The sequence below is a fragment of the Micromonospora sp. DT41 genome, from assembly GCF_049841715.1.
Lineage (GTDB): Bacteria > Actinomycetota > Actinomycetes > Mycobacteriales > Micromonosporaceae > Micromonospora > Micromonospora profundi.
Genome location: NZ_JBNCKU010000009.1, coordinates 203,442 through 216,077, shown reverse-complemented (window position 1 = coordinate 216,077; position 12,636 = coordinate 203,442). Strand labels below are relative to the sequence as shown.

At 72.0% G+C, this 12,636-nt stretch carries 11 protein-coding genes; 7 read left to right on the top strand and 4 right to left on the bottom strand.

Annotated features, from left to right (window positions below; all coding sequences use genetic code 11):
- Positions 1 to 3: 3 nt before the first annotated feature.
- Together ACLQ23_RS18940 and ACLQ23_RS18935 are read right to left on the bottom strand one after the other, a co-directional pair.
- Positions 4 to 1,695 (bottom strand): sensor histidine kinase, encoded by a 1,692-nt coding sequence (locus tag ACLQ23_RS18940; protein WP_355593122.1) that lies wholly within the window; start codon positions 1,693 to 1,695, stop codon positions 4 to 6.
- 14 nt (positions 1,696 to 1,709) lie between these two features.
- The gene (locus ACLQ23_RS18935) at positions 1,710 to 3,524 is read right to left on the bottom strand and encodes an AMP-dependent synthetase/ligase (protein WP_355593120.1); all 1,815 of its coding nucleotides are present in this window, start codon (positions 3,522 to 3,524) and stop codon (positions 1,710 to 1,712) included.
- Between the two features lie 188 nt (positions 3,525 to 3,712).
- Between ACLQ23_RS18935 and ACLQ23_RS18930 the strand changes: the two genes are divergently transcribed.
- The 6 genes from ACLQ23_RS18930 (at position 3,713) to ACLQ23_RS18905 (ending at position 9,030) form a co-directional block, all read left to right on the top strand.
- Positions 3,713 to 4,168, top strand: a complete 456-nt coding sequence (locus ACLQ23_RS18930; RefSeq protein WP_355593119.1) for an SRPBCC family protein — start codon at positions 3,713 to 3,715, stop codon at positions 4,166 to 4,168.
- Positions 4,169 to 4,199: 31 nt separating this feature from the next.
- The gene (locus ACLQ23_RS18925; RefSeq protein ID WP_355593117.1) at positions 4,200 to 4,913 is read left to right on the top strand and encodes a hypothetical protein; all 714 of its coding nucleotides are present in this window, start codon (positions 4,200 to 4,202) and stop codon (positions 4,911 to 4,913) included.
- A 71-nt stretch (positions 4,914 to 4,984) separates the two neighbouring features.
- Positions 4,985 to 5,932, top strand: a complete 948-nt coding sequence (locus tag ACLQ23_RS18920) for an ROK family glucokinase (protein WP_355593115.1) — start codon at positions 4,985 to 4,987, stop codon at positions 5,930 to 5,932.
- A gap of 10 nt (positions 5,933 to 5,942) precedes the next feature.
- Positions 5,943 to 6,647, top strand: coding sequence for an endonuclease/exonuclease/phosphatase family protein (locus ACLQ23_RS18915; RefSeq protein WP_355628074.1), 705 nt, complete (start codon positions 5,943 to 5,945; stop codon positions 6,645 to 6,647).
- 111 nt (positions 6,648 to 6,758) lie between these two features.
- Positions 6,759 to 8,165 (top strand): flavin-containing monooxygenase, encoded by a 1,407-nt coding sequence (locus tag ACLQ23_RS18910; protein ID WP_355593111.1) that lies wholly within the window; start codon positions 6,759 to 6,761, stop codon positions 8,163 to 8,165.
- Between the two features lie 70 nt (positions 8,166 to 8,235).
- Positions 8,236 to 9,030 carry an alpha/beta hydrolase gene (locus tag ACLQ23_RS18905; protein WP_355593217.1) on the top strand — a complete coding sequence of 265 codons (795 nt, stop codon included), beginning with the start codon at positions 8,236 to 8,238 and terminating at the stop codon, positions 9,028 to 9,030.
- 18 nt (positions 9,031 to 9,048) lie between these two features.
- On the opposite strand, the gene ACLQ23_RS18900 is transcribed toward ACLQ23_RS18905, so the two are convergent.
- Both ACLQ23_RS18900 and ACLQ23_RS18895 read right to left on the bottom strand, forming a co-directional pair.
- The gene (locus tag ACLQ23_RS18900) at positions 9,049 to 10,533 is read right to left on the bottom strand and encodes an alpha,alpha-trehalose-phosphate synthase (UDP-forming) (protein ID WP_355593109.1); all 1,485 of its coding nucleotides are present in this window, start codon (positions 10,531 to 10,533) and stop codon (positions 9,049 to 9,051) included.
- A 169-nt stretch (positions 10,534 to 10,702) separates the two neighbouring features.
- Positions 10,703 to 11,554, bottom strand: coding sequence for a DUF308 domain-containing protein (locus ACLQ23_RS18895; RefSeq protein ID WP_355593107.1), 852 nt, complete (start codon positions 11,552 to 11,554; stop codon positions 10,703 to 10,705).
- Positions 11,555 to 11,938: 384 nt separating this feature from the next.
- Here ACLQ23_RS18895 and ACLQ23_RS18890 point away from each other — a divergent pair, with 384 nt between their 5' ends.
- A complete protein-coding gene (locus ACLQ23_RS18890; RefSeq protein WP_355593105.1) occupies positions 11,939 to 12,631 on the top strand; it encodes a lysophospholipid acyltransferase family protein in 693 nt (230 codons plus the stop codon).
- Positions 12,632 to 12,636: the final 5 nt, after the last annotated feature.

The following is a 12,636-nucleotide window of genomic DNA, read 5'->3' as shown; positions in this document are numbered from 1 at the left end:
GGGTTACTCCCCTTCTGATGCTGCGCTACCGCGCACGTTATCGCGCCGGGCCGAGGTGCCGAGAACTACCGCCACGGTCGTGCCGCTGGGTTGCCGAGGCCTGATCTCCAACCGGCCCCGGATACGTTCCGCTCTCTCGGCCATGATTGCAAGACCGTACCGCCCGTCGGGGCGCTGGTCAGCCATCCCCTGACCGTCATCCGACACTTCAATCTGCGCGTAGGGGGGATCAACCTCACACGTCACCCAGAGGTTCGACGCCCCGGCGTGCTTGCGCGCGTTGGTCACCGCCTCCTGCGCGATGCGCAGCAGTTCGGCTTCGGTAGCGGCGGGCAGTCGCGCGGTGGACTCGTCAAGCGACAGGTGCACCCGCAGCCCGCCGGAGGCACCCACCGTACGAGCGTACTCGGCGATCGCCGCAGCCAGGCCACCCTGGCGGTCCACCTCGCTGCGCAGTTCGAACAGGCTCAACCGCAGCTCGGTGATCACCCGCGTCACCTCGGCACGCAACGTACGCAGCGCCTCGGCGGTCTCGTCCGCGTCGTCGAAGACTGTGGCGAGGGCGTTGTCGATGCCGTAGCCGACCATCACCAACTCCTGCGCCACGCCGTCGTGGATCTCCCGGGCCAGGCGCTGGCGCTCCTCGTTCGTGGCCAGCGAGCGAACGTCGTCGAACAGCAGCGCCGCCTCCAGCCGCAGCGCGGCCGGCTGGGTCAGCGCGGTCACCCGGGACACCACAGCGGGCGGGTACGCCTGCGCGGCATCGGCCTCCAGCACCACGAGCCCCACTGTGCGTACCCCTGCCACCAGCGGGACGATCAGCGCGGACACGTCACCGCCGCGGTGCGAGCGCGACTGCGACCGCGCAGCGGTCTGCGCCTGCTGGCTGGCCCAGGCGTCGGCGATGGCCGAATCCGCGTCGAGGGTCGTCTCCCAGTCCACCCGGTCCACGCCGGCCTGGGCGAGCACCACGAGCCGTCCGCCTCCGCTGGCCGACAGCACCGCGCCCCGGTCCGCCGGGGCGACAGTGCGCAGCTCGTCAAGCAGGTGCTCGGAGATGCCGCCCGGGTCCAGCGTCGCGCCGGGCAGCTGCCGGGCCACCGTCCGAAGCTGTGTCAGCAGCCGGGTCGCCTCGGCGTACGGCTGCGGTTTGTTCTCGGCGCGTACGGCGATGATGCGGTGCAGGGCGCCGGTGGCGTACAACCCGAGCGCGGCCAGGATCAGCCACTGCGCGCAGACCGCGAGGTAGCCGACCTGGCCGAGCTGACGTTCACCGCCGACCTCGGTCACCGCGCCGCTGATCAGCAGCGTGGCGCCGGCCACCGCGAGCAGCGCGCCGCCTTCGGCGAAGCGACGGCGCAGCGCGGTGACGATCACCGGCACCGCCAGGTAGGGCAGCACCGCCGAGGCGCCGAGCCCGTCGACGGTGCCGCCGATCGACGCGACCGCTGCCACCTCGCTCGCGGCCAGGCCCACCACCACGACCTCGGCCACCCGGCCCAGCGGCCCGATCAGGCTGTGCTGCGGGGCCAGCAGCGCGGGCAGCCCGGCGACCGCCAGCAGCGCGATCCACCACAGCTGGGTGACGTCGCGGGTGGCGATCAGGGTCAGGATCGCGACAAGCGCCAGCATCACCAGGCGGGCTGCCGCCGTGAGGGGATGCGGGTGCGGGGCGGCTGATGTGGATGCGGGCACGTGACGGATGGTAGTCAGCCCCGGTAGATATCGGCGATCTCAGCCGCGTACGTCTTGTGCACTACCTGTCGCTTGACCTTCATCGACGGGGTCATCTCACCGGTGGACTCGGTGAAGTCCTGGGGCAGGATCCGGAAGACCTTGATCGCCTCGGCCTTGGAGACGGACTGGTTCGCGGTGTCGATCGCCGACTGGATCTCGGCCCGCAGGGCCTCGTGCTCGCGCAGTTGCTCGACGGGGGTGTCGGCGGACAGCCCGGCGTTCTCCAGGAACGTCGGCAAGGCCTCCTCGTCGATGGTGACGAGCGCCGCGATGAACGGCTGGCGGTCGCCGACGACGACACACTGGCTGACCAACGGGTGCGACCGGACCAGGTCCTCCAGCACGGCCGGGGCGACGTTCTTGCCCGCGGCGGTGACGATCAGCTCCTTCTTGCGGCCGGTGATGCTGAGGTAGCCGTCGTCGTCGAGCTGGCCCAGGTCGCCGGTGCGGAACCAGCCGTCGGCGGTGAGGGCCTCGGCGGTCGCCACCTCGTTGTGCCAGTAGCCCTGGAAGACCAGGTCGCCGGCGATCAGGATCTCGCCGTCGTCCTCGATGCGCACCGTCACGCCGGGCAGCGGCCGACCGACAGTGCCGATCCGGGTGCCGGTGGGCAGGTTCGCGGCGGCGGCGGGCGAGGTCTCGGTCAGCCCGTAGCCCTCCAGGATCGGCACGCCGATGCCGCGGAAGAAGTGGCCGAGCCGGGCACCCAGCGGGGCGCCGCCGGAGATGGCGTCGCGACACCGGCCGCCGAGCGCCGCGCGCAGCTTGCGGTAGACCAGCCTGTCGAAGACCGCGTGCTGGGCACGCAGCGCCAGGCCCGGCCCGCGCGGCGTCTCCAACGCCTCGCTGTACGCGATGGCGACCTTCTCGGCGCGGGCGAAGATGCCGCCCTTGCCGTTGGCCTCGGCCTTCTGCTTGGCCCCGTTGTAGACCTTCTCGAACACCCGGGGTACGGAGAGCACGAAGGTCGGTCGGAAGTCCTGCAACTCGGCGATCAGGTTCTTGGTGTCGGCGCAGTGCGCCATCGTGGCCCGGGCCTGCACCACGCCGATCTGGATGAGCCGGGCGAAGGCGTGTGCCAGGGGCAGGAAGAGCAGGGTGGCGGCGCCGGCGTTGAACAGGTTCGGCAGCACCGGCACCGCGTTGGCGATGTCGGCGTACATGTTGCGGTGGGTCAGCATGCAGCCCTTGGGCCGGCCGGTCGTGCCGCTGGTGTAGATGATGGTGGCCAGATCGCTGGCGCGGACCGCCTTGCGGCGCTGCTCCACCTCGGCCAGCTCGACGGCCGCGCCGGTGCTGACCAGCTCGTCGACAGCGCCCTGCTCGATCTGCCAGACGTGGTTCAGCTCGGGCACCCGCTCGCGGATTCCGTCGACGAGGGCGGCGTGCGTGGGGGTCTCCACCACGACGGCGACCGCGCCGGAGTCGGCGAGGATCCACGCGGCCTGCTCGGCGCTCGACGTCTCGTAGATCGGCACGGTGACCGCGCCGGCCGCCCAGATGGCGTAGTCCAGCAGCGTCCACTCGTAGCGGGTACGGCTCATCAGCGCGACGCGGTCGCCCTGCTGGACGCCGGCCGCGATCAGCCCTCGGGCCACCGCCGCCACCTCGTCGCGGAACTGGAGGCAGGTGACCTCCGCCCAGGTGGTGCCGGTGCCGTCGGCCGACGGGGTGGCACGGGCGAACTGGACGGTGTCCGGTGCGACCTCGGCGTTGTCCCACACCGGATCGGTGAGGTTGGCCGCCTCGCCGACGGTGACGATCGGCGGAACAGAGAACTCGCGCACCTGCACTCCTTCGTGCTCGCACTGGCCGGGCGGGCCGCCGCGCGAGGGCGGTGGCCTGCTCGAAACCTACCCGGCGGGTGGTGAGGGTGGCACACGCAGGATGCCTGTCCAGGCTTGTGGGAGCCGGTTCGGCGCGTGGCGGGGGCGGCGCGGCGCGGGAAAAGGCGCCCGCCGGGTAGCCTTCGCGCATGGCGGACTCCTCCACCCAGTCGATCATCATCGGCGCGTCACCGGAGCAGGTGGCGGCGGTCATCTGTGACTTCTCGCGGTACCCGGAGTGGACCGAGGCGGTGCGTCGCGCCGAGGTGATCGAGGAGTACGAGGACGGTTACGCAAGCCAGGTGCGGTTCACCATCGACGCCGGGGTGATGGCCGACGAGTACGTGCTCGCCTACGAGTACGCCGAGGACGTGTCACGCGTCGAGTGGCACCTCGTCGCCCCCTCGAAGATGCAGAAGAGCCAGCGCGGCTCGTACGACCTGGCGGCAAACCCGGACGGCAGCACCACTGTGACCTACACGCTTGAGGTCGAGCTGTCCGTGGGAATGCTCGGCATGTTCCGGCGCAAGGCCGAAAAGATGATCATGGACACCGCGTTGAAGCAGCTCAAGCGCCGGGTAGAAGCACCCGGTACGGCGCAGTGACGTGTCCGGCAGCACTGTAGGGGAGCCGAAGGTGGGCGGAACAGATCCGGGTTCGGCCCGGGAAGAGGCGGAACGACTGGTTGCCACACTGCTCGCGGGGGCGCGGCTGGCCTCCGGTCAGGCGGCGGGCGGCGCGTTCGGCCCGCTGGGCGGGATGCTGTCCGGTGTCCTCGGTCACAGTGCGGCGCCCGGTGGCGGCAGCAGCGGTTCCGGTGGCGGCGGCGGTTTCGCCACCGGCTCGGCGGAATGCTGCGTCTGCCCGGTCTGTCGTGGCATCGCCGCTTTGCGCGATCCGAGTCCGGAGTTCGCCGAGCGGCTCGCCACCGGAGCCGGCGACCTCGCGGCCGGTGTGGCCAGCCTGCTCCGGGCGTTCGCCCCGGCCGACCAGCCCGCGGCCGATCCGTCGGGGTCGTCGGCACCGACCCCGCCGGCACCTGGGCAGACGAACGACCCGAGCGGCGACGACAGGGCACCGCAGCCCCACCCGGCCGACCGGTCCGGCGCAACCGATGACGATCACGTGTGGCGCGATGCCACCCGCAGCGGGCATGATTCTCAGCCGGCGCCGGAGCGGGATGTCTGGTCGGTCGCCACCCGGACGGCGGGCCCACCCGCCCCGGCCACCGCAGCACCCGTCGACGAGGCCGGGTCGGTGGCCGCACCGGCACCGACCAGCCGACCCGTGGTGCCCGCTTCGCGGGTGCCCGACGACACCGGTGCGGACGCACCGGGCGACGTCGCCTGAGCGCGGGACATCCTGACCCGGACCGGCGTGCCGTCGGCGCGTGGGCCGGACAGCAGAGGGGAGCGGCAGCGGTGACGCTGACCATCGGAGTCGACGTCGGTGGCACGAAGGTGGCCGGCGGTGTCGTGGACGACACCGGCAAGGTCCTCGTGCAGGCCCGACGGGACACTCCCGCCGATGACGTCGGCAAGACCCGCGACGTCATCATCGAACTGGTCAGCGAGCTGGCTGCCGGTCGCGTCATCGAGGGCGTCGGCATCGGCGCGGCCGGCTGGATCGACGCCTACCGCTCAACCGTCCTCTTCGCTCCCAACCTGGCCTGGCGCGACGAGCCGCTGCGCGAGTACGTCAGCAGCGCGGTCGGGGTGCCGGTGATCGTCGAGAACGACGCGAACGTGGCCGCCTGGGCCGAGTTCCGCTACGGCGCAGCCCGGGCCGCCGACGACTCAATGGTCATGTTCACGATCGGCACCGGCGTCGGCGGTGGCATCGTGCTCGGCGGCGACCTGGTCCGCGGCGCGCACGGCATCGCCGCGGAGCTGGGCCACATGCTTGCCGTGCCGGACGGCCACCAGTGCGGCTGCGGGCGGCTGGGCTGCATCGAGCAGTACGCCAGCGGTAGCGCCCTGGTCCGCTTCGCCCGCGCCGGCGCCCGACAGGAGCCGCAGCGTGCCGCAGCGTTGCTGGACCTGGCCGGTGGCGAGGCCGAGGCGATCACCGGCCCGATGGTGACCGCCGCCGCGCAGGGCGGCGACCTGGTCTCCGCCGAGGCGTTCGCGCAGATCGGCCGGTGGCTGGGCACCAGCCTCGCCGACATGGCGCAGATCCTCGACCCGCAGACCCTTGTCGTCGGCGGTGGCGTGATCGACGCCGGTGACCTGCTGCTCGGCCCGACCCGCCGCTCCTACGTCGACTCGCTCGCCCAGCGGGGCCGCCTGCCGGTGGCCGAGGTGCTCCCCGCCGAGTTGGGCAACAGCGCAGGGGTGATCGGCGCCGCCGACCTGGCCCGGCGGATCTGAGACGGTCGGGATGGACGAGGTCTCGGGCGTACCACTGCGGGTGGTGTCGTACAACATCCACAGCCAGCGCGACGACACCGCCGCTTTGGCGGCTGTGGTCCGGGCCGCGCGCCCGGACGTGGTGATCGTGCAGGAGGGGCCGCGCCGCTTCCGGTGGCGGGAGAAGTCCGCCGCCCTCGCCGAGTCGTTCGGGCTGGTGGTGGCCGCCGGTGGGCTGCCCGCGCTGGGCAACCTGCTGCTGACGAGCCTGCGCGTGCAGGTGACAGGCACCAGGTGTCAGCGCTTCCCGCTGACCCCGGGCCGGCACCTGCGCGGCGCCGCGTACGCCGAATGCCGGGTCGGCGGCGCCCGGTTCAGCCTCGCCGGCTCGCACCTGTCCACCGATCCGGCCGAACGTCCCGGACAGGCCGCCGAGCTCAAGCGCGGCCTGGCCGCGGCGAGCGGCCCGGTGGTGGTCGGGGCCGACCTGAACGAGGGGCCGGACGGGCCGGCCTGGGCCACTGTGGCGGACGGACTCACCGACGCCGCGGTGGCGGCCGACCGGGCGGACCGGCTCACCTACTCGTGCGCCGACCCGCGTCGGCGCATCGACGCGCTCTTCGTCGACCCGCGGGTCACGGTGGTCGACTACGACGTGGTGGACACTCCGCAGACACGGCGGGCCAGCGATCATTTTCCGGTCCTGGTCGACCTGCTGCTGCCCAGCTCCGGCTGACCCGCCCGCCCCACCCGTCGATCGGTCCGCGTCGGGGCTGGACATCCGGCTCCGATGTGGAGAGGATTTCGCGGCGACCGGCACCCGTGCCGTACAAAAGGAGATGTCCCGGTGTCCACCTCCACCGACAACGGCCGGCCCGACCCGGAGGGGACGCCGTCGGCGCAGAGCCGCGACGTCCGCCCCCTGTCCGACCGGAGCGACACGGTCTGCGTCATCGGGGCCGGGGCCAGCGGCCTGACGGCCATCAAGAACCTGCGCGAGCACGGCTTCGGGGTGGACTGCTACGAACGGGAGACCGGAGTCGGCGGCGCCTGGAACTGGCGCCACGACCGCAGCCCGGTGTACGCCAGCACCCACCTGATCTCGTCGAAGCCGTTCACCCAGTTCCCCGACTTCCCGATGCCGGACTCCTGGCCGGACTACCCGCACCACAGTCAGCTGCTCTCGTACTTCGAACGCTACGCCGACCATTTCGACCTGCGGTCGCACATCTGGTTCGGCACCGAGGTGGTCCGTGTGGAGCCCGCCGAGGGGGACCGCTGGGACGTGACGACCCGCTCCACCGGCGGGTACGGCCCGGAGCGCACCTCCCGCTACGCCGCAGTGGTGATCGCCAACGGGCACAACTGGTCGCCGAAGCTGCCCCGCTACGAGGGCCTTGAGCAGTTCCGTGGCGAGATCATGCACGCGTCGTCATACAAGGACCCGGCGCAGTTGCGCGGTAAGCGGGTCCTCGTGGTGGGTGCCGGCAACACCGGCTGCGACATCGCCGTCGAGGCCGCCCAGCAGGCGTCGCGCTGCTGGCACTCCACCCGGCGCGGCTACTGGTACGCCCCGAAGTACGTTCTCGGTCGCCCCGCCGACCAGGTGAACGACTCGCTGCTGGCACTGCGGGTGCCGCTGCGGGTGCGCCAGTGGCTCTACCACTGGACGATGCGGCTGACCGTTGGCGACCTGACCCGCTTCGGCCTGCCCAAACCCGACCACCGGGTGTACGAGACGCACCCGATCGCCAACAGCCAGCTCGTCTACTACGTGGGCCACGGCGGGATCGGCCCGGTGCCCGACGTGGCCCGGTTCCACCCGTATGCGGTGGAGCTGGCCGACGGCCGCGAGATCGACCCCGAGCTCGTCATCTTCGCCACCGGTTACCTGCCGCGTTTCGAGTTCCTCGACGCGTCGGTGTTCGGTGACAGCGCCGGTACGGGTCGGCCCACGCTGTGGCTCAACGCGTTCACCCCGGGGCACCCGACGCTCGCGGTGGCCGGCCTGGTGCAGCCGGATTCCGGGTTGTTCGCCCTGTCGCACTGGCAGACGGTGCTCTTCGCCCGGCTGTTGCAGGCCCGCAGGGACCGGCCGGAGCGGGCAGCGGCGTTCGCGCAGCGGGTGCGGGACCGGGCCGGGGAGCGCTACTCCGGGCAGGTGAAGGACAGCAGCCGGCACTGGTTCGAGGTCGGCCACGCCGACTACCTGCGCGCCGTCCAGCGCGCACTGCACGACCTGGAGGGCAAGTGAGCGCGAGGAGTGAGCTTGCGAGCCCCGCAGTCGCGAACGAAAGGGCGATCCGGTGAGTGAGCTGCGGATCATGCGGGGTCGGGAGTGGTCCCGTCCGGTCCGGCCGGCGCGGCGTGAGGTGGTCAGCGCCGTTCCCGAGGTGGAGCAGGGGCGGCCTCCGCTGCTGTTCGTTCCGGGGTTCGGTCACGGTGCGTGGGCGTTCGCCGAGCACTGGCTGGGTCACGCCGCGTCGCGGGGCTTTCCGGCGTACGCGATGAGCATGCGGGGGCACGGCGGCAGTGAGCCGGCGCCGGAGGCGACGCTGCGCGCGTACACCCATGATGTGGCCCAGGTGGCGGCGGGCCTGCCGCGCCAGGCGGTGCTTGTGGGGCACGGCGCTGGGGCGCTCGTGGTGGCGCACGCGCTGGCCCGCTACCCGGCGCGCGGCGCGGTGCTGGTGGCGCCGGTCTTCGGCGGTTGGAAGGTGTTCGGGACGGCGTTGCGCCGCAACCCGGCCGGCACGTTGCCGGCGGTGTTCGGCGGGCCGCTGCGGCTCAGCCGTGGGCAGTTGTTCAGCCGCGAGTTGCCGGACGAAGAGGCCCGGCGCTACGTCGGCCGGCTCGGTCGGGCGGGCCGGCGGGCGCAGTGGGCGCTGCTTGGTGAGCCGGCGGCAGAGCCCGCTGTGGGCTCGCCGCCGGTGCTGGTGCTGGGCAGCCCGGACGACCGGGTGGTGCCGGCGTCGACGTTGACGCGGGTGGCCCGCCGGTACGGCTCGGCGCCGCTGCTGTTCCCCGGGATGGGGCACGACATGATGCTCGACGTGCGGTGGGCCGAACCGATCGACGCGATCCTGGACTGGCTGGAGAAGGAGCCGGTGGCGCGCTGATCGACGGGCGGCCGCTTGTCAGCCGGCTGCGTGCTCGGTGGTGCGGTCGGCGGGTCGGGGCACCCGGGCGCTGTCGTCGGAGGTGTCGTCGGTCCTGGTCAGGCGGCTGACCAGGGCGCCGCCCTCGTCGAGGGCGCTGAGGTAGGAGCGTGCCCAGGCCCGGATGTCGTGCTCGTGCAGGTGGGCGCGCATGGCCCGCATCCGTTCGGTGGTGTCGGCCGGGCTGGCCCGCAGTGCCGTGCAGATCGCCTGCTTGAGCCCTTCGAGGTCGTGCGGGTTGACCTGGTACGCCTGGGCCAGCTCGGCGGCGGTGCCGGCGAACTCGCTGAGCAGCAGCGCGCCCGTGTCGTCCACCCGGGCGGCCACGTACTCCTTGGCGACCAGGTTCATCCCGTCGCGCAGCGGGGTCACCGCCATCACGTCGGCGACCCGGTAGAGCGCCGCCAGCTCGGCCCTGTCGAACGGCTGGGTGAGGTAGTGGATGGCTGGCTCGCCCACGCGGCCGTATTCGCCGTTGATCCGGCCCACCTCGCGTTCGATCCGCTCGCGCAGGATCTGGTACTGGCCGACCCGTTCCCGGCTCGGCATGGCGACCTGGACGAGCACCGTGTCGCGGACCTTGACGTCGCCGCTGGCAAGCAGTTCGCTGTACGCCTTGAGGCGCTGCTCGATGCCCTTTGTGTAGTCCATCCGGTCCACGCTGAGGATTACCTGTCGGGGGTCGCCGAGGTCCTGGCGGAGTCGGCGGGCGCGGGCGGCCACGTCGGGGCGGGCGGCGAGGGCGGCCATCTCGGTGGTGTCGATGGAGACGGGGAACGCGCCGATGCGGACCACCCGGTCGTCGATCCCGATCCGGCGGTCGGTGGCGGGTAGCTCCAGCACCCTGGTGACGAGCTGGGCGAAGTTGTGCGCGGCCTGGGCGCGCTGGAAGCCGACCAAGTCGGCGCCGAGCATGCCCCGCAGCAGCTCGGCCCGGCGGGGCAGCTGCATGAACAGCTCCGGTGGCGGGAACGGCACGTGCAGGAAGAACCCGATGCGCAGGTCGGGTCGCAGGGCGCGCAACTGCCCGGGGACCAGTTGCAGGTGGTAGTCCTGCACCCAGACCACCGCGCCGGGCTCGGCGACCTCGGCGGTGGCCTCGGCGAAGCGCTGGTTGACCCGCTGGTACGCCTCCCACCATCGGCGGTGGTGCTCGGGCTGCTCGACGGCGTCGTGGTAGAGCGGCCAGAGAGTGGCGTTGGAGAACCCCTCGTAGTGGTCGCGGAGGTCCTCGTGGCTGAGGGGGACGGTGTGCATCCGGACGCCGTCGACGTCGGGAAGCTTGGGGGCCGGACCGGTGCCGCCGGCCCACCCCACCCAGGTGGCAGGGGTGTGCCGGAGCAGCGGGTGCAGTGCGCTCACCAGCCCGCCGGGGCTTCGGCGCCACTCGCAGGCCCCGTCGGGTGCCTGGTTGTCGTCGATGGGGAGGCGGTTGGCCACCACCACGAGGGAACTCTGTCGCATCTCGGGCATTCCGATCAGCAGAGGACTGACCGCCACGAGCAAGGAAAAACCGGCCAGTCAGCGAGGGAAGTGACGTACAACGGTATTCCTACTGACCGTAAGTTACACCATTGTTACGCGCCGGGCGGGTCGGCGTTGTCCCGGGATGCGGTCGACGGGCCGCAGGGCGTCAGACGACGGCGCCGTTGTCCGGGTCGTCGTCTTCCTCGTCGCCGGGCCGCAGCCGCCAGATCAGCGTGACGAAACCGGCGAGGATGCCGGTGAAGCCGAACAGGGTGACCGCCGATCGGTCGATCGGGAGCAGCCACGGAAAGAGGAAGAGCACGAACCCGACGACCACCGCAAGCGTGCCGATCACCGCGTACTTGGAGAACCGAGGCAACGGCGGCGGAGGCGGCGGGTGGTAACCCTCGTCCTCGTCGTCGTCGGGCAGATCCGCACCGAAGGTGTCCAGCCCGTCCAGCAGCGACGGCTCGTCCGGCCGGGCGCCCCGCCCGACCGAGATCCCGGAGATGTCGGTCGCCGACGGCAACCGGCGGACGTCGGTGGCGGTCGGACCGGCCTCGTCGGTGCCGGAGCGGGCGAGCGGACCGGTGGCCGGCTCGTCCCGGTCGTCGCGCTCGTCGACGTTCTCCGCGGCAGGCCACGGGCGCTCGTCAGTGGTCGCTGTGGTGTGGAAACCGGCCACGATCCGAGCCCACTCGGCGTCGATGTCCGGCTCGTCGCGGGCCGGGGGCTGCTCCGGGGCGGTCTCGTCGGCGAGCTGGGTGAGGTAGTCACGTGCGGTGGTCAGGTGCGACCGGTCGACGTAGAGCCTGTCGACCGGTCGGGCCGGCACTGTGGTGGTGCGGGTGACCGGGTTGAGGTCGGCGGACGGTTGCAGGTAGGCGGCTATCCCGCCAGCGGCCAGCACGTCGAGCAGGTGCTCACCGACGCGCGGATCGACGTCGCCGACGACGGCGTACTCGCTCGCGTCGAGCCCGTTGTCCCGCCGTCCCCGGCGGGCACCACCCGCTGACACCCGGACATCCTCCTCAACGCGCCCTTCGGCGCGGCCGTCCCGCCCCCTCGACGCCCGCCCGCACGCCGTGCTCTGAATCGTGACACGTCCGGGGTCGGTTCCGGGAGTGCGTTGCGTCGCGTCTTCCAAACTCCCGACCGCCGCCGCAGGTCGCGGCAGGGTTCCTTTGTCCGTTCTTGCGCGACACGTGCTATCTCGGTGACCGTCGGAGCCGGAGCGGCCCGACACGCCGAGCGGGGTGATCGAGGACCGCCGGACCTGCCGAGGGACGTCGATGCCGCCTCGTCCGTTGTGGGAAGAGCCGGCGCTTCGTAGGCTCGTCGGCGACGGCGGCGTTGCCCCGCACGGGCGCCCCGTCGCGGGCACACCACGGAAAGGACGCCGGTGCTCTACTGGCTGCTGAAGTACGTTCTCCTCGGTCCGCTGCTCAAGCTGATCTTCCGTCCGCAGGTGGAGGGTCTGGACAACGTGCCGGCGACCGGCCCGGTGATCCTGGCCAGCAACCACCTCTCCTTCTCCGACTCGATCTTCACCCCGTTGATCACCCGTCGGAAGGTCACCTTCGTGGCCAAGGCCGAGTACTTCACCGGCAAGGGGATCAAGGGCTGGCTGACCAGGATGTTCTTCGTCGGCACCGGCACCATCCCGGTGGACCGCTCCGGCGGTCGGGCCGCTCGCGCTGCCCTGGACACCCAGTTGCAGGTGCTGCGCGCCGGGGGAGTGGCAGGCATCTACCCCGAGGGCACCCGATCCCCGGACGGGCGGCTCTACCGGGGCAAGACCGGCGTGGCACGGCTCGCCCTGGAGAGCGGTGCGGTGGTGGTGCCGGTGGCGATGCTCAACGCCGACCAGATCCAGCCACCCGGCAAGCTCATCCCCAAGATCGCTCGGGTGCGGATCCGCTTCGGCGCCCCGCTCGACTTCTCCCGCTACCAGGGGATGGCCGGCGACCGGTTCGTCGAACGCGCGGTCACCGACGAGATCATGTACGAGCTGATGGAACTCTCCGGCCGCGAGTACGTCGACATCTACGCACAGAAGCTCAAGCAGCTGGCCCCCGCGCCGGCGGCCGCCTGACCACG

Coding starts and splice junctions, on each gene's coding strand:
- ACLQ23_RS18930 (WP_355593119.1), top strand. CDS start 3,713: ATGGCGGACTCCTCCACCCAGTCGATCATCATCGGCGCGTCACCGGAG.
- ACLQ23_RS18915 (WP_355628074.1), top strand. CDS start 5,943: ATGGACGAGGTCTCGGGCGTACCACTGCGGGTGGTGTCGTACAACATC.
- ACLQ23_RS18905 (WP_355593217.1), top strand. CDS start 8,236: ATGCGGGGTCGGGAGTGGTCCCGTCCGGTCCGGCCGGCGCGGCGTGAG.
- ACLQ23_RS18900 (WP_355593109.1), bottom strand. CDS start 10,533: ATGCGACAGAGTTCCCTCGTGGTGGTGGCCAACCGCCTCCCCATCGAC.